Origin of the sequence: Bacillus sp. F19 (assembly GCA_023823795.1) — a bacterium.
Taxonomy (GTDB): domain Bacteria; phylum Bacillota; class Bacilli; order Bacillales; family Bacillaceae; genus Bacillus_P.
Map to the genome: position 1 here is coordinate 2,138,141 of CP085710.1, position 17,829 is coordinate 2,155,969.

16 protein-coding genes and 1 pseudogene are annotated in these 17,829 nt (G+C 40.2%); all 17 read left to right on the plus strand.

All coding sequences use genetic code 11. The features are described 5' to 3' along the window. Positions 1-54: 54 nt before the first annotated feature. Entirely contained in the window at positions 55-807 is a 753-nt protein-coding gene (locus LIT25_10850; protein ID USK35748.1) for a ClpP family protease, read from the plus strand. Continuing rightward, positions 804-1,031 (plus strand): YlzJ-like family protein, encoded by a 228-nt coding sequence (locus LIT25_10855; GenBank protein ID USK35749.1) that lies wholly within the window; start codon positions 804-806, stop codon positions 1,029-1,031. Before LIT25_10850 ends, LIT25_10855 begins: the two co-directional genes overlap by 4 nt. A gap of 253 nt (positions 1,032-1,284) precedes the next feature. Beyond that, positions 1,285-3,630, plus strand: coding sequence for a DNA translocase FtsK (locus LIT25_10860; protein ID USK35750.1), 2,346 nt, complete (start codon positions 1,285-1,287; stop codon positions 3,628-3,630). 268 nt (positions 3,631-3,898) lie between these two features. Further along, on the plus strand, positions 3,899-4,624 hold the full coding sequence (locus LIT25_10865; protein ID USK35751.1) for a GntR family transcriptional regulator: 726 nt from the start codon (positions 3,899-3,901) through the stop codon (positions 4,622-4,624). 98 nt (positions 4,625-4,722) lie between these two features. Further along, the gene (locus LIT25_10870; GenBank protein ID USK35752.1) at positions 4,723-5,775 is read left to right on the plus strand and encodes a BMP family protein; all 1,053 of its coding nucleotides are present in this window, start codon (positions 4,723-4,725) and stop codon (positions 5,773-5,775) included. A 252-nt stretch (positions 5,776-6,027) separates the two neighbouring features. Next, the gene (locus LIT25_10875) at positions 6,028-7,557 is read left to right on the plus strand and encodes an ABC transporter ATP-binding protein (protein ID USK36236.1); all 1,530 of its coding nucleotides are present in this window, start codon (positions 6,028-6,030) and stop codon (positions 7,555-7,557) included. Beyond that, positions 7,554-8,600: an ABC transporter permease gene (locus tag LIT25_10880; GenBank protein USK35753.1), complete on the plus strand. Its 1,047-nt coding sequence runs from the start codon at positions 7,554-7,556 to the stop codon at positions 8,598-8,600. The genes LIT25_10875 and LIT25_10880 overlap by 4 nt, the downstream gene beginning before the upstream one ends. After that, a complete protein-coding gene (locus LIT25_10885) occupies positions 8,601-9,560 on the plus strand; it encodes an ABC transporter permease (GenBank protein ID USK35754.1) in 960 nt (319 codons plus the stop codon). It begins immediately after the preceding gene. A gap of 175 nt (positions 9,561-9,735) precedes the next feature. After that, positions 9,736-9,861: pseudogene (locus tag LIT25_10890) on the plus strand (MFS transporter). Positions 9,862-10,202: 341 nt separating this feature from the next. Then, complete coding sequence (locus LIT25_10895; GenBank protein USK35755.1) at positions 10,203-11,486, plus strand: insulinase family protein; 1,284 nt, start codon at positions 10,203-10,205, stop codon at positions 11,484-11,486. Next, on the plus strand, positions 11,483-12,769 hold the full coding sequence (locus LIT25_10900) for an insulinase family protein (GenBank protein USK35756.1): 1,287 nt from the start codon (positions 11,483-11,485) through the stop codon (positions 12,767-12,769). The genes LIT25_10895 and LIT25_10900 overlap by 4 nt, the downstream gene beginning before the upstream one ends. Positions 12,770-12,837: 68 nt before the next feature. After that, positions 12,838-13,554, plus strand: coding sequence for an SDR family oxidoreductase (locus LIT25_10905; protein ID USK35757.1), 717 nt, complete (start codon positions 12,838-12,840; stop codon positions 13,552-13,554). An 80-nt stretch (positions 13,555-13,634) separates the two neighbouring features. Continuing rightward, positions 13,635-13,892 carry a DUF3243 domain-containing protein gene (locus LIT25_10910; protein ID USK35758.1) on the plus strand — a complete coding sequence of 86 codons (258 nt, stop codon included), beginning with the start codon at positions 13,635-13,637 and terminating at the stop codon, positions 13,890-13,892. A gap of 258 nt (positions 13,893-14,150) precedes the next feature. Further along, entirely contained in the window at positions 14,151-14,942 is a 792-nt protein-coding gene (locus tag LIT25_10915) for a DUF3388 domain-containing protein (protein ID USK35759.1), read from the plus strand. Between the two features lie 18 nt (positions 14,943-14,960). Next, positions 14,961-15,854, plus strand: coding sequence for a DUF4115 domain-containing protein (locus LIT25_10920; protein USK35760.1), 894 nt, complete (start codon positions 14,961-14,963; stop codon positions 15,852-15,854). Between the two features lie 73 nt (positions 15,855-15,927). Continuing rightward, a complete protein-coding gene (pgsA, locus tag LIT25_10925) occupies positions 15,928-16,506 on the plus strand; it encodes a CDP-diacylglycerol--glycerol-3-phosphate 3-phosphatidyltransferase (protein ID USK35761.1) in 579 nt (192 codons plus the stop codon). 25 nt (positions 16,507-16,531) lie between these two features. Then, complete coding sequence (locus LIT25_10930; protein USK35762.1) at positions 16,532-17,788, plus strand: competence/damage-inducible protein A; 1,257 nt, start codon at positions 16,532-16,534, stop codon at positions 17,786-17,788. The last annotated feature ends 41 nt before the right edge of the window (positions 17,789-17,829 follow it).

Below are 17,829 nucleotides of genomic sequence, written 5' to 3' on the forward strand. Positions count from 1 at the left end.
TTCAGGCAGACCTGCGAATAATAAAAACATTGATGAAAGGAAGGGTGAAGCAACATGAGCAAAGATTCCCGCTACCTGCAGGAAAATTCAGAACAGAATGGGGATAAACAAGAGGGGAAGGAACCTTCTCTAGTTGAAAAAATTCAGCAGCTTGGACAGACAAATGTTCCGCAATTATCCCAGGATGCAAGAATACATTGCCTGACAATCATCGGGCAAATAGAAGGACATATTCAGCTTCCTCCTCAAAATAAAACGACTAAATATGAGCATGTCATCCCGCAAATCGTTGCCATTGAGCAAAATCCAAAAATAGAAGGACTCCTTATTGTGCTGAATACTGTTGGCGGAGACGTTGAAGCAGGTCTTGCAATAGCTGAAATGCTTGCATCCTTATCAAAGCCTACTGTTTCAATTGTTTTAGGCGGAGGCCATTCAATTGGCGTGCCAATTGCGGTTTCTTGCGACTACTCTTTTATAGCAGAAACAGCAACTATGACGATACATCCAGTCAGATTAACTGGTTTAGTCATCGGAGTGCCGCAGACGTTTGAGTATTTGGACAAAATGCAGGATCGAGTTGTTAATTTTGTAACAAAACACTCAAATATTACGGAAGAAAAGTTTAAAGAACTCATGTTTTCAAAAGGCAATTTAACCCGGGATATTGGGACGAATGTTGTCGGCAATGACGCAGTAGATTACGGGCTGATTGACGGAGTCGGCGGTGTAGGGCAGGCGATCATGAAGTTAAATGAAATGATTGGCAAGAAAGACGAATCCGGTGAGGAGCAAATGCTGCAATGATTTTATACACATCCATGCCTGAAGAGCTCATATTCCCTGTACAAACAGCTGATTTTGAGAGTGTTTCAACCATCGAAATGAATGGACTGCAAATGGTTGTCCGACAGACCGAACAGAATCAATATGAAATTGTCCGGCTTTTAAGTACAGATCCGCAGGATTTTCTAAACGGGCAGTACTCTCCGGGACAAAAAATTTCTATGACATTCTCGTTTTCCTCATAATATGCTATACTAATTTTACACAAACATGTCCGCAGCCTGCATTTGGCTGCTTTCTTTGTTTATAAAGGCTTTTTTCGTGAAATTTTGCTGTTTTTAGTCTTATGTTAAAAACCGGCTTCTGGATTTTTTATAGTCATAATTATTTCTCTGCTATTTATGCAAAGAGCTCGACATTAACCGAAATGCTGGGACTGATTCACAGCAATTTATGCGAAATCAGCCATTAGCAAATTTAATACATAGGTGATAACTAATGGCAAAACAAAAACGGAGACAAAAGAAAAAAACGGATGATTGGCGGCATACTTTGAAGTTTGAATTAATAGGATTAGTTCTTCTGGCTATTTCCCTGATTGCGATTTCAAATTTAGGCTTTGTCGGAAAAACGTTCGTTTACTTGTTCAGATTTTTTATTGGTGAATGGTATATGGCAGCCTTAATTGGCATGCTTGTTCTTTCTGGTTATGTAATGTGGAACAGAAGATGGCCGTCTTTATTTTCAAGACAGATAGTCGGTTTGTATTGCATCCTTTCTGCAATCTTGCTTCTCAGTCATGTCACTCTGTTTCAGATGCTTACAAAAAAAGGGGCGCTGTCTTCACCGAGCGTCATAACCAACACGTGGGAACTATTTTTTATGGAGGTTAACGGGCAGATAAGAACGCCTGATCTTGGGGGCGGGATGATTGGAGCCATTCTTTTTGCAGCATCTTATTACTTATTTGCTGCAGCGGGATCACGAATCATTTCATTTATTCTGATCTTAATAGGAATTGTCCTTATTACTGGGAGATCTCTCGGTTCAACACTCGGCAAAATCATTGCGCCATTTCTGCGTTTTATGAAAACGCAGGCCATTGCCTTTTACGAAGATATGAAAAACCTCCCTCAATCGATAAAGAATGCAAAAAAAGCAGAAACCTCCAAACCTAAAAAAGCTAAAAAAGAGCGAAAGTATAAAGAGGAACCTGATGAAGAAGAAGCAGAAATCGTTCATATTGAGCCGATTATTTCAAGTTTTGCAGACCGGGATGACCTTGAAATTAAGGCATTTGATCAGGAACAGGATAAGCCTGAGCCCCCTGTCAGAACTCCAAAAAAGAAGGCTGAAACTGAAACTGCCGATGAGCCGGCAGTCCCGCCGATTACTTTCACTGAAGTAGAGAATAAATCGTATCTGCTGCCATCCCTTGATCTTTTATCACAGCCAAAGGTCAACAGTCAGCAAACGGATAAAAAGAACATTTATGAAAATGCACGCAAGCTTGAAAAAACGTTTCAGAGCTTTGGGGTAAAAGCGAAAGTGACACAGGTTCATCTAGGTCCCGCTGTAACGAAATATGAAGTTTATCCTGATGTGGGCGTAAAGGTAAGTAAAATTGTGAATCTTAGTGATGATTTAGCACTTGCACTTGCTGCCAAAGACATTCGGATAGAAGCGCCTATACCAGGAAAGTCAGCAATTGGAATTGAAGTTCCTAATTCTGAGATTGCTATGGTATCACTGCGCGAAGTGCTTGAATCGAAAGCAAATGACCGTCCGGAGGCTAAGCTTCTCATGGGACTCGGCAGAGATATATCGGGGGATGCAGTTCTTGCCGAAATGAACAAAATGCCTCATCTTCTTGTTGCCGGATCTACAGGAAGCGGGAAAAGTGTATGCATCAACGGCATCATTACGAGCATACTGATGAGAGCAAAGCCTCATGAAGTGAAAATGATGATGATTGATCCCAAGATGGTAGAACTGAATGTGTATAACGGAATCCCGCATTTATTAGCGCCAGTCGTTACAGATCCGAAAAAAGCATCTCAGGCATTAAAAAAGGTAGTAAATGAAATGGAGAGAAGATATGAACTTTTCTCTCATACAGGGACAAGAAATATTGAAGGCTACAATGAGTATATTAGAAGATCAAATTTAGAAGAAGGAACGAAAAATCCGGAGTTTCCCTATATCGTTGTGATTGTGGATGAGCTCGCAGACTTGATGATGGTAGCCTCTTCAGATGTGGAAGATTCCATCACGCGCCTGTCACAAATGGCGCGGGCAGCGGGCATTCATTTAATTATTGCCACGCAGCGTCCTTCTGTTGATGTTATCACGGGTGTGATTAAAGCAAATATTCCATCAAGAATTGCCTTCAGCGTTTCGTCCCAGACAGATTCCAGAACGATTCTTGACATGGGCGGGGCAGAGAAGCTGCTTGGACGCGGGGATATGCTGTTTCTTCCGGTAGGGGCATCAAAACCAGTAAGGGTACAGGGAGCATTTTTATCAGATGAAGAGGTCGAGCACGTTGTATCATATGTGATTTCTCAGCAAAGAGCTCAATATCAGGAGGAAATGATACCGAGCGAGACAGCTGAAGTAAAGGAAGAGGTCAATGATGATCTTTATGATGATGCTGTTCAGTTAGTTCTGGAGATGCAGACAGCTTCTGTATCGATGCTGCAAAGACGCTTCAGAGTAGGTTATACGAGAGCTGCAAGATTGATTGATGCAATGGAAGACCGGGGCGTAGTTGGTCCATACGAAGGAAGCAAGCCTAGAGAAGTTCTGCTTTCAAAAGATCATTATGATGAAGTAAGTTCGTAAAGAAAGGTGCTGCGTGCCTTTCTTTTTTTGTCCAATGAAGAATAAAAACTGAAAATAGTAAATATTGAATAGAATAAACCTGTTTTTTTTGTGAAGAATTCTCTATAAATAAATAAGCTCTAGTGAGAAAGGGCTATCAATTTTCGACAAATTTAATAAATTCCTATTTATTTATTTCAGAATACATGGTATATTATTTTCGATTAGAGAAAGGGTATAACATCAGATGTCTGATCTCTGGATTGAATCGATTAGACGGAGGAATAATATGACTATTAAAACAGATAACCGTCATTTATATTTGCAAGTCATTGATAGAATTAAAGAAGATATTGAAAACGGCACGTATGTTGAAAAAGAAAAACTTCCCTCAGAGTTTGAGCTTTCAAAGAAACTCGGAGTCAGCCGCGCGACGCTGAGAGAAGCACTTCGCATTCTTGAAGAAGAAAACGTTATCATTCGACGCCATGGCGTTGGCACGTTCATAAACTCAAAACCGCTGTTCACCTCTGGTATCGAACAATTAAATAGTGTGACAAAGATGATTGAACAGGCAAACATGGTTCCCGGAACGATCTTCCTATCTTCTCAAGTAAACAGTCCTACAGAAGAAGATGTTAAGCGCTTTAAATGCAGAACAAGTGATGATATCTTTCTCCTGGAACGCGTCAGAACGGCAAATGGAAAGCCTGTTGTGTATTGCCTTGACAAAATTCCAAGAAACATCCTTCCCCAGTCGTTCATTCACGAGCAGGAATCACTTTTTGAATTGCTTCATGAAGAGGCTGGGCGCTATATTTCTTATGCAATAACTCACATAGAACCAATTGGATACCACGAAAAGATTTCCCCAATTCTTGAATGTGATCCTGAAACCGCACTTTTATGTTTAAAACAAATGCATTTTGATGAAAACGATCAACCCGTTTTATTTTCACTGAATTACTTCCGCGCTGATCAATTTAGCTTCCATGTGGTAAGAAAGCGCTTATAATAATGCTTGCAGCTATAAGGAGGTGGTTCCAAGGACGAAGGTGTTTTGGACTTAGGCTCTTATTAAACAATTGTTTCAAACTAATATTTAGGGGGAAAATGAACGTGAAAAAACGATTAGGATTAACATTGTCACTTGTTCTTGCTGCGGGTACTTTGCTTAGCGCGTGCGGATCATCTGAAGATAAAGATAAAGCAGGTGGAGACAAAAAAGAAGGCTTCTCTGTTGCAATGGTTACAGATACAGGCGGAGTTGACGACAAATCATTTAACCAATCTGCATGGGAAGGCATTCAGTCTTTCGGTGAGGACAATGGCCTTGAAAAAGGGACAGGCGGATTTGATTACCTTCAATCTCAAAGTGACGCAGATTATGAAACAAACTTAAACAAATTAGTTCGTCAACAATTCGATTTAGTTTATGGAATCGGCTACTTAATGACAGATGCCGTTACAAAAATCGCTGATCAGCAAAAGGATGCTAACTTTGCAATCGTTGACAGCGTAGTAGACAAGCCTAACGTAGCAAGCATCACTTTTAAAGAGCATGAGGGCTCTTACCTTGTGGGTGTTGCTGCCGGACTTTCAACAAAATCAAACAAAGTAGGATTTGTTGGCGGAATGGAAGGCTCATTAATCAAAAAGTTTGAAGTTGGATTTGTAGAAGGCGTTAAAGCAGCTAATCCTGACGCAGAAGTAATCGTTCAGTATGCTGGTACGTTCAGTGATGCAGCTAAAGGGCAGCAAGTTGCTGAAATCATGTACGGACAAGGCGCAGACGTTATTTATCACGCAGCAGGCGGAGCTGGAAACGGCGTATTCACGGCAGCAGTTGATTTGAAAACGAAAAACCCTGACAAAGACGCGTGGGTTATTGGAGTTGACCGCGATCAGCATGAGCTTGGCCAAGGCGACGGCTTCAACGTAACTCTTACTTCCATGGTTAAAGGCGTTGACGTTGCTGTTAAAGACTTAGCTGAAAAATCTAAGAACGGCGACTTCCCTGGAGGAGAGATCATTGAATACGGTCTTAAAGAAAACGGTGTAGGAATTGCTCCGACACAGGATAACCTATCTGAAGAAGTTATTGCTAAAGTTGATGAATACAAGCAAAAAATCATTGACGGTGAAATTAAAGTTCCTTTTGAATAAGCATTAAACAATATTACTGATAAAAAGGCTAGGAACAAACTAGCCTTTTTATTAGCCTGAAAAGTCGCCTGACTAAAAGTCTATAATAAAAAAACAGTTCGATCTGCACAGCATTTATTGAGGGGATTATAGATTTTTAGTTGGTGATTTTAAAAGGGAGTCAATAAAACTATTAATACAAGGGTAAACATAAATTTCCTAACATCTATCATCTTAATCATCAATGAGCTTCAGGAAAAAGGAGTGATCATGTTGGAATATGTAATTGAAATGCTTGGAATTCGCAAAGAATTTCCGGGGATCGTCGCAAACGATAATATCAATTTACAGGTAAAAAAGGGCGAAATTCACGCGCTTTTGGGAGAAAACGGCGCAGGGAAATCTACTTTAATGAACGTTCTATTCGGTCTATATCAGCCTGAAAAAGGCGAGATAAGAGTAAAAGGCAAGACTGTCAATATTACCAACCCTAACATTGCAAATGATCTGGGAATAGGTATGGTACACCAACATTTCATGCTTGTCAATAATTTTTCAGTTACTGAAAATATTATTCTCGGAAATGAGCCTACTAAAACAGGAAAAATCAATTTGAAGGATGCAGAAAAGCAGGTAAAAGATATCTCAGAGAAATATGGACTTGCTGTTAATCCTTCTGCAAAAATAAGTGATATTTCTGTTGGAATGCAGCAGCGTGTGGAGATTTTAAAAACACTTTACCGCGGAGCTGAGATTTTAATTTTTGATGAGCCGACAGCAGTGCTTACTCCACAGGAAATCAAAGAATTGATCGGCATCATGAAAACACTCATCAAAGAAGGCAAATCAATCATATTGATTACTCATAAATTGAAAGAAATAATGGAAGTGTGTGACCGTGTTACCGTTATTCGAAAAGGTGAAGGAATCGGTACAGTGAATGTAGCCGAGACAAATCCGAACGAACTCGCAGCTCTGATGGTAGGAAGAGAGGTTCTCTTTACTACACAAAAAAAAGAAGCTGTTCCAGCAGAAGAAGTGCTGAAAATTGAAGACCTTGTCGTCAAAGACAGCCGGAATGTAACCGTTATCGATTCTTTGAATTTATCTGTAAAAGCCGGGGAAATTGTCGGAATCGCAGGAGTGGACGGCAACGGTCAATCAGAATTGATAGAAGCCATCACCGGATTAATGACGTCAGATTCTGGCTCCATCCTATTAAATGGAAAAGATATCCGAAATCAGCGTCCGCGTCAGGTAACTGAAGCAGGTGTTGGACATATCCCGCAGGATCGCCACAAGCATGGATTGGTGCTGGATTTTCCGGTCGGTGAAAATATGGTCCTGCAAACCTATTATCAGAAGCCTTATTCAAAAAAAGGCGTGCTGAATTTTAAAGCGATTTATGACAAAGCCGAAAAGCTGATCAAAGAGTTTGATGTCAGAACTCCAAGCAGTTCAACACTTGCACGTGCACTATCAGGAGGAAATCAGCAAAAAGCCATCATTGGCCGTGAAGTAGACAGAGATCCTGATTTGCTGATTGCAGCACAGCCAACAAGGGGACTTGATGTCGGTGCAATTGAATTCATTCATAGACGATTAATTGAGCAAAGAGATAAAGGAAAAGCTGTCCTTCTCATCTCCTTTGAACTTGAGGAAATCATGAATGTAAGCGACAGGATCGCTGTTATATATGAAGGGAAAATCGTTGCGATTGTAAATCCAAAGGAGACAACTGAGCAGGAGCTAGGTTTGCTCATGGCAGGAAGCAGCCGCAGGGAAGCAGGTGCATCATCATGAATATAGCACGCTATTTTAATATTCTTGTACCCGTTATTGCTGTTTTGCTTGGATTGATCTGCGGAGCGATTATCATGCTCGTTACCGGATATGACCCAGTAGCCGGCTACACAGCATTATGGAACGGAATCTTCGGAGATACCTACTATATCGGGGAAACCATTCGCCAGTTAACTCCATATATTTTTGCCGGACTTGCTGTAGCTTTTGCATTCCGCACAGGTTTATTCAATATCGGAGTTGAAGGACAGCTAATTGTAGGCTGGTTTGCAGCTGTATGGGTTGGGGTAGCATTTGAACTTCCAAAAATCATTCATTTGCCGCTTGCAATTATTGTTGCTGCCTTGGCTGGAGCGTTATGGGGATTCATACCCGGCCTATTGAAAGCGAAATTCAAAGTTCATGAAGTAATCGTGACGATCATGATGAACTATATTGCCTTATATTTAACAAACCATTTAATTCAGTATGTTTTATCTGATAAAGGGGATAAATCAGAAAATATTTTCCCTTCTGCTTCATTAAGCTCTGAATTCTTCCAGACAATGACAGACTATTCAAGAATGCACTATGGAATATTCCTTGCGTTAATTGGAGCTCTAGTCATGTGGTTCCTGCTTGAGAAGACAACTAAAGGATATGAACTCAGATCAGTAGGATTTAATCAGGATGCTGCACAATATGCAGGTATGAATGTAAGCCGCAACATTATCCTTTCAATGGTCATTTCAGGGGCATTTGCAGGAATTGCCGGTGCCATGGAAGGGCTTGGAACATTCCAGTATGTTTCAGTTAAAGGAGGATTTACAGGTGTCGGATTTGATGGAATCGCTGTAGCCCTTTTGGGAGGAAACACAGCCCTTGGCATCATCTTCGCAGCTGCTTTATTTGGCGGTTTAAAAGTAGGGGCACTTAACATGCCGTCTGAAGCCGGAGTACCTTATGAGCTTGTTGAAATTGTTATAGCCCTAATTATTCTTTTCGTTGCTTCAAGCTATTTCATACGTTGGATTTTACTGCGTTTCAAGAAGGAGGGGAAATAAGTGAGCATTCTGCAAATGCTAGAACTCATCATCCCTACAGCGTTATTCGTTGCCGCTCCGCTTATTTTCACTGCACTTGGAGGCATGTTCAGTGAGCGATCCGGAGTAGTTAATATAGGGCTTGAAGGATTAATGGTTATTGGAGCCTTCGTTGCCATCGTTTTTAACCTGACATACGCCGACGTATTCGGAGATGCAACCCCGTGGCTTTCCATATTAGTTGCGATGTGTGCAGGAGCGCTGCTCTCCATTCTTCATGCGGTAGCGTCGATTACATTCCGTGCCGACCAGGTTGTAAGCGGAGTAGCCATTAATTTTCTTGCCATTGGTTTATCGCTTTTCCTTGTAAAATTGTTTTACGGAAAAGGACAAACAGATCGCATTACAGAAAGTTTCAGCAAAATTGATATACCGCTGCTGAGCGATATACCTGTAATCGGACCGCTATTTTTCTCAAATGGATATATAACAACTTACATTGCGATTATTACAGCGTTTGCTGTTTGGTTTGTCATGTATAAAACACCATTTGGTCTTCGCTTGCGTTCAGTCGGAGAACATCCGATGGCAGCAGATACAATGGGTATTAATGTTGTAAAAATGCGTTATATCGGCGTTATTTTAAGCGGAGCTTTCGCTGGTGTCGGCGGTGCTGTTTATGCGACAATCATTGCTCGTGATTTCAGCCATGCAACAATCAGCGGACAGGGATTCATGGCTCTTGCTGCTCTTATCTTCGGTAAATGGCATCCTCTTGGTGCTATGGGAGCTGCCATTTTCTTTGGACTGGCCCAGGGTCTGAGCGTAATCGGCGGTCAGCTGCCATTGCTTGAAGGCATACCGACAATGTACTTGTTAATTACTCCTTACGTTTTAACAATCCTCGCATTAACTGGATTCATTGGACGTGCAGATGCACCAAAAGCGCTTGGAACTCCTTACGAAAAAGGAAAACGCTAAAAAGACAAAAGCGGCCTGGCCTCATTTATTGAGGCCAGGCCGCTTTATATTTTCTGAAATCCCTGAGGGCAGTTATTTCGGTGCCTTGAGTATAGTTTTTTCAATTAGAGGCAAAATCTAAACAATGCAATAAACTACGAAACAAAGGTGAAAAGAATGGGAGCGAAAAAGAAGCTTGATCTTATTGTCATCTGTTCCGCTTGTGATGACACTTGGCAATTCAATGTTAATTCCGGTTTTGCCCTTAATCGAGAAACAATTAGGCATCTCATCCTTCCAAGTGTCTCTCATAATAAAGGTCGATTTACAGTTCAATGAGGTTTACAGGAGTAGCAGCAGGACCTCCTATATATGCCTATATTATGTCTGTTGGAGATTTTGGGTTTATTACGTTTCTGCAAGTGTAAGCTTGTTTGCTGTTTTAATTGTCCTATTCTTTATCAAACCTTCAAAATAATCAAAACCTGCTTTAAAGCAGGTTTAGGACGCAAATTGGCTGCCTTGCGTCTTCTTTATTTATTGATTCATGGTTAACATTTCCTTAATTATCCTAAAGTTGATATAATTACTAGAATGAATCCATACGCTAATTTATAAAACAGGAAAAAATAAAATGGAATCTGTCACGCAAGGAGGGTTACAATGGATTTTTTAAAAGAACAAATTGAAACAATTAATGGGTTAACACTTCACACCGTTCAAACGAATAAATTTAAAACAAATTCACTTGTATTTAAAATGCTGGCACCGCTGAACGAAGAGGATGTCACATTCAGAGCGCTGCTGCCTTATGTGCTGCAGCGGGGCACGAAATCTTTTCCGACCAGCACGGAGCTCAGAAAGCATCTTGATGAGCTTTACGGGGCGACTTTATTTGTGGATTTATCAAAAAAAGGCGATCATCATATCATATCGATCCGGATTGAAGTTGCAAATGAACGCTTTTTATCAGATCAGACACCCCTGCTGGAAAAGGCGCTTCAGCTGCTGTCTGAAATCATCCTGTCTCCAGTTGTAAAGGAAGAGTCATTCCCAGATGAAATCATAAATCAGGAAAAACGGACCATGAAACAGCGCATTCAGGCTGTATATGATGACAAAATGAGATATTCCAATTTAAGACTTGTTCAAGAGATGTGCAAGGATGAACCTTATCGCCTGCATGTAAATGGGGAAATTGATCATCTTGAACAAATTACATCTGCAAGTCTGTATGAGTATTATAAAAAAGCCTTAAAAGAAGATAAAATGGATTTGTATGTTGTTGGCGATGTTTCAGCAGAAGAGGTCAGCGAATATACAAAAAGATTCTTTACATTCAGCGAAAATGCTCACCAATCTGTAGAAAAATCCATCACTGAAAAAGAGATTTCAGAGCCAAATGAAGTGATTGAAAATCAGGATGTTAAACAAGGAAAATTGAACATCGGCTATCGCACAAACTGCACATATGGAGATCAATCCTACTATGCTCTGCAAGTGTTCAATGGCATTTTTGGCGGATTTTCGCATTCAAAGCTTTTCATAAATGTCCGTGAAAAAGAAAGCCTTGCTTACTATGCCGCTTCAAGAGTTGAGAGTCACAAAGGACTCTTAATGGTTATGTCAGGAATAGAATTTGCCAATTATGAGCGTGCGGTAACAATTATTAAAGAACAGCTCGAAGCGATGAAAAATGGAGATTTTGAAGAAAAAGATATTGAACAGACTAAAGCAGTCATTAAAAATCAGCTCCTTGAAACGATTGATACTTCATACGGGTCTATTGAAGTTCTCTATCATAACGTGATTTCCAATATAAATGAACCTTTTGATAAATATCTGCAGGGAATTGAAAAGGCAACAAAAGAGGAAATCATCGCAGCAGCTAAAAAGATCCAGCTTGATACGATCTATTTCTTAAAAGGAATGGAGGGTGCACAATGACAAAATCCATAAAGTTTGATCAGCTTCAAGAAGAGCTCTTTTATGAAAAAATGAAAAATGGACTTGATGTATATGTCCTTCCTAAAAAAGGTTTTAATAAGACCTATGCAACATTTACAACAAAATACGGTTCAATCGATAATCAATTTGTGCCTCTTGACCAAAATGAAATGAAATTAGTTCCAGATGGGATCGCTCATTTTTTAGAGCATAAGCTGTTTGAAAAAGAAGACGGTGACGTTTTTCAAGATTTCAGCAAGCAGGGTGCGTCTTCTAATGCCTTTACATCGTTTACACGAACGGCTTACCTTTTTTCAAGCACGTCAAATGTCGAGAAGAATTTAGAAACACTCATCGATTTCGTTCAGGAGCCTTATTTTACTGAAAAATCGGTTGAGAAAGAAAAAGGCATCATCGGACAGGAGATTAATATGTACGATGACAATCCTGACTGGAGACTCTATTTTGGATTAATTCAGAATATGTTTCATAAACATCCAGTAGGAATTGATATTGCTGGAACCGTTGAATCTATTTCAAAAATTACGAAAGACCTGCTCTACGAATGCTACAATACGTTTTACCATCCAAGCAATATGCTGCTTTTTGTCGTTGGTCCGATCGATCCAGAGCAAATTCTTTCCCAAATCCGTGAAAATCAGGATAAGAAAGAATTTAAACCACAATCCGAAATCAAACGTGCTGAAGTTGATGAACCGGATACTGTAGCAAAACCATTAGAAAAACTAAAAATGAACGTTCAATCTTCTAAGTGTTTAGTTGGGTTGAAGGCAAAACAGGCTGATCGGTCCGGTGAGGAGCTTTTAAAACACGAACTGTCTATGAACCTGATTCTTGATATGGTTTTTGGAAAAAGCACTGACACCTATACCCAGCTCTATGAGAATGGTCTTATTGATGACACATTCAGTTTTGATTACACGGAAGAGAACGGTTTTGGCTTTGCGATGATAGGCGGAGATACAGATCAGCCCGATCAGCTTGCTGAAGAAATTAAGAATACGCTGCTTAAGGCAAAACAGGAAGGCATTCCTGCAGAACGTCTCGAGAATGCCAAGAAAAAGAAAATCGGTTCTTTTCTAAGAGCGATTAATTCACCGGAATATATTGCGAACCAATTTACCCGCTATTCCTTTAATGAAATGAATTTGTTTGATGTTGTCCCGACGCTTGAACAATTGACAAATGATGATATTCATCATACGCTGAATGAAGTGATTGATGAAAAATTGTTTTCAGTTTGTCAAGTAGTACCGAAGTAAAGCATCCTTTCAAAGGATGCTTTTTTATCTTGAACAGGTATAGCCTTAAGTCTAAAAGGAGAAATAAAATGAAAAAAACAGCTTTAATTACAGGTGCAAGCGGCGGAATCGGAAAAGCAATTGCCAAAAAGCTTGCAGGGGAAGGATATAAATTATATCTCCATTATCACAAAAATGAAGAAAGCATACTAACTCTTATAAAAGAACTGCAGGCTGACTGCACGATGGTAAAAACAGATCTTTCAATGGCGGATGGGCCAGGTCAGCTTGTGAAGCAGCTTGCGGAACCTATTGATTTGCTCGTATTAAATAGCGGCAAAAGTTTCTTTGGATTAATGACAGATATGAAGTATGAAGAAATTCAGCAAATGGTGCAGCTGCAAATAACAAGTCCCTATATGATTTCAAAGGAATTGATTCCTTCCATGGTAAGTAGAAAAAGCGGGAACATTGTTGTGATATCCTCCATTTGGGGAGAAATCGGCGCTTCTTGTGAAGTCCTTTACAGCATGGTTAAAGGCGGACAGAATACATTTGTAAAGGCACTGGCAAAAGAATTGGCCCCATCAGGCATCAGAGTCAATGCGATAGCGCCGGGAGCGGTTGCTACTGACATGCTTCGATCTTTTTCTGAGGATGATCTGGCTGGTCTTGAGGATGAAATTCCATTAGGGAGGATTGGCAAGCCTGAAGAGATTGCGGACGCTGTTTTGTTTTTATCCTCAAATCATGCAAGCTATATAACAGGTCAAGTGATTTCAGTAAACGGCGGCTGGCATACTTAAATTTTTCTGCAGCTATCCGTATAAATCAGGTCAGGCAAGACAAACTAACATTGTATTCCACTTAATTAGGAGGGGTTATAATGTCTGTTTTAGAAAACTGGGATTCATGGAAAAATTTCCTCGGCGACCGTCTGCATCATGCTGAAGGAGATGGAATGAAAACAGAAGCTGTAAATGACTTAGCTTACGAAATCGGTGATTACTTAGCAAAACAAGTTGATCCAAAAAATGATCAGGAAAGAGTTCTGGCTGATCTTTGGAGCGTGGCTTCTAAAGAAGAACAGCACGCCATTGCAAACATGATGGTTAAACTAGTGCAAAATAACGCTACAAGATAAAGAGGGGACGCAGGTCCTCTCTTTTTTATGAAAAAAAAACGGAAATCAGTGATTAAGGATCCCTCTGAAAGTTCAATTTTCTCAAGACTTGTTTTAATATAATGAATGAGTCTCGCAAAAGAATGAAAAAGGAACCGTGCATTCTAGGTCCACATACCCCCTTTTATATTGTCAAGGAATTATTCTTTCCTCTTTCATCAAAATGCTATATGATAAGGATATAGGTGTTATAGACCTGGTTTTGAAGGGGGTCCTTTTTTGGAGATGCAGGAATGGTATTTAGAGTATGAAATTCAAAAAAACCGTCCCGGACTTCTTGGCGATATTTCTTCGCTGCTCGGGATGCTTTCTATAAATATTGTCACTATTAACGGTGTGGATGACAGCCGCAGGGGGCTGCTGCTTAAGTGCTCAAATAATGAGCAAATCCAGCGTCTTGAATCGATTTTAAATACAATGGATCATATAAAAGTAACGAAATTGCGCAAGCCTAAATTAAGAGATACACTTGCTGTCCGGCACGGAAGATACATACAGCGTGATGCAGATGATAAAAAGACATTCCGGTTTGTAAGAGATGAGCTTGGACTGCTTGTGGACTTTTTGGCTGAATTATATAAGCAGGAAGGCCACAAGCTGATCGGCATAAGAGGCATGCCCCGCGTCGGCAAAACAGAATCAATTGTCGCTTCGAGTGTTTGTGCAAACAAAAGATGGCTTTTTGTGTCTTCAACTTTATTAAAACAGACAATCAGAAGCCAGCTGATTGCAGATGAGTACAGTATTGATAATGTATTTATTATTGATGGGATTGTTTCCACAAGAAGAGGTTCTGAAAAGCATTTGCAGCTTGTGAGAGAAATAATGAGGCTGCCTGCTACAAAAGTTGTCGAGCATCCGGACATGTTTGTGCAAAATACAGAGTATACACTCGATGATTTTGACTATATAATTGAACTTCGAAACGATCCGGATGAAAAGATTACATATGAGGAAGCATCTGGACCTCAAATGTTTGATGAATCGAGTTTTTCCGGATTTGATTTTTAGATATGGAAGGTGTTACGGTTGAGTGAACTAGGAAATCGACTAAAACAGGCGAGAGAAGAGCGGAAATTAAGTCTTGACGATCTCCAGGCAATGACAAAAATTCAAAAGCGGTATCTTATCGGAATTGAAGAAGGCAATTACGGCATTATGCCGGGGAATTTTTATGTGCGGGCTTTTATTAAACAGTATGCAGAAACAGTAGGGCTGGATCCAGATCGGATTTTCGAGGAGTATAAAAACGAAATACCGGTTGTTTATTCAGATGATACTCCTGAGCTTTCGAGGGTGAAAACACATAAAGAGCTTCCGAAGTCAGCATCAAAGGCCTTGGAAATATTGCCTAGGATCTTAATAATCGTATTGGTTTTACTAGTAGCGGTCGTTATCTGGATTTTTGTACAGAAGGACAAGCCGGACGGTGCAAAAAACACAGAAGACCAGACTAAGCAAATTTCAAGCGGCGAAAATGAATATGATTCCATTGAAAATGACGAAAATGCATCAGATTCTAAAGAGCCTGAAGAGAAAGATGCAGCTGATGAAAAAGTCAAAGAAGAAAAGCCGGAAGATGAAAAACCTGAAGAGCAGGCTTCAGAACTCACATTCAAAGAAAAAACAGACAGAAAAGCGGTATATGAGCTGAAAAAAGCAAAAGAATTTAAGCTTGAGGTCAGCTCTAAGGGACAGACTTGGATTGAGATCCGAAATGCATCAGGAAAAAAATTCTTCAGCGGCATGCTGAAAAAGGGTCAAACCGAGGCGCATGACTTTACAAATGAAACAGAAGCCTTTATTGTCATTGGAAATGCTTCAGCTGCTGAAGTGAAGGTAAATGGGCAGCCTGTAGAATATCAGATTGATCCTAAAAAAACAGTAAGACAAGATATGCAGATTGTATATACTAAGGAGTAAAGTCATCTTCAAGATGGCTTTTCTTTCTTTTATATTTTCTGATACATACTTTTTACACTCTGGAGGAAAAAACATGAATTTACCGAATCGCATTACCATCTCAAGAATTCTATTAATCCCAGTATTTATGGTGATTATGCTTGCTCCCTTTGACTGGGGCAACCTGTATATAGGGGACGCTCCCATTCCCGTCACGCATCTCGCCGGGGCAATATTATTCATTATAGCGTCTACTACTGACTGGATTGACGGCTATTATGCGCGAAAGCTGAATATGGTTACGAATTTAGGGAAATTTTTAGATCCGCTTGCAGATAAATTGCTTGTTTCTGCAGCCTTAATTATTTTAGTTGAGCTTGGACTTGCCCCATCTTGGATCGTGATTATCATTATCAGCCGTGAATTCGCTGTAACAGGTTTGCGTCTTGTGCTTGCCGGCGAAGGGGAAGTGGTTGCAGCAAACATGCTTGGAAAAATTAAAACATGGGCACAAATTATCGCCATTTCAGCCTTGCTTTTACATAACATTCCATTTGTTTTCATTTCATTCCCGTTTGCTGATATCGCATTATGGGTAGCATTATTCTTTACGGTTTATTCAGGATGGGACTATTTTGCGAAAAATAAAGCCGCATTACTGAATTCCAAGTAATTCTTTATTCAGAGGGGGAGTTCATATGACGTCAAAAACAGAAATTATTGCAGTAGGTTCCGAATTGCTACTTGGGCAAATAGTTAACTCTAATGCCCAGTTTTTATCTCAGCAGCTGGCTGAAAATGGTCTTAATGTCTATTATCACACGGTTGTAGGTGATAATCCTGCAAGACTTGAGCAGGCAGTAAAGATTGCCAAAGAGCGTTCGAACATTATCATTTTCACAGGCGGCCTTGGACCTACTAAAGATGATTTAACTAAAGAAACAATCGCAAATATTCTGGGCAAGAAGCTTGTGACTGATGAAGAAGCCCTTCGCAGCATTGAAGAATATTTTGTCAAAGTTAAAAGAAGCATGTCTGAAAACAATAAAAAACAAGCTCTTGTCATTGAGGATTCTCACGTCTTAAAAAATGAGCACGGAATGGCGCCTGGAATGGCAATAGATGCGGATGAGCGGATTTATATGCTGCTGCCCGGCCCTCCCAGCGAAATGAAACCGATGTTTTTGAAGTTCGGACTCCCATACTTTAGAGAGAAGCTTGGCCAGAATGACAAAATTATTTCGAGGGTTCTTCGATACTTTGGCATAGGCGAATCGCAGCTTGAGACGGATATTCAGGATTTGATTGATGCCCAAACCAATCCTACGATTGCACCGCTTGCGGGTGACGGGGAAGTTACGCTCAGATTGACGGCGCGCCATCAAAATGAATCTGAAGCTGTCCGCCTGATTAATGAAATGGAGAAAACAATAAACAGCAGAGTTGGAGCTTTTTTCTACGGTTACGACCAGACAACCCTCGCTGATGAATTGCTCAGACATCTCAGACAAAGAGACATGACGATTTCAGCTGCAGAGAGTTTAACCGGTGGCCTTTTTTCAGATCAGCTGACAGCAGTTAAAGGAACTTCTGATGTCTTTAAAGGTACAATTGTCTGCTACACAAATGAAGTAAAGCAATCCATCTTAAACGTATCTGAAGAAACACTTGATCAGCATGGGGCTGTCAGTGAACAATGTGCTAAAGAAATGGCTGAACAAATCAGAAAGCTTGCAAATAGTGATATCGGAATCAGCTTTACCGGCATCGCAGGGGAAGATCCTGTTGAAGGGAAAAAACCTGGAACCGTCTATATCGGGCTGGCATTTAAAGATCAGCCGGTAAGAACCGTTCTCCTTCATCTTGCAGGCAGCCGCAACAGTATTCGCAGGCGTACAGTGAAATACGGCTGTTACTTGATTATTAAAGCATTGATGGAAAATACAGCAGAATAAGCTGTATTTTTCTTTTTTAATAGATAATCCGCGTTTGAAAC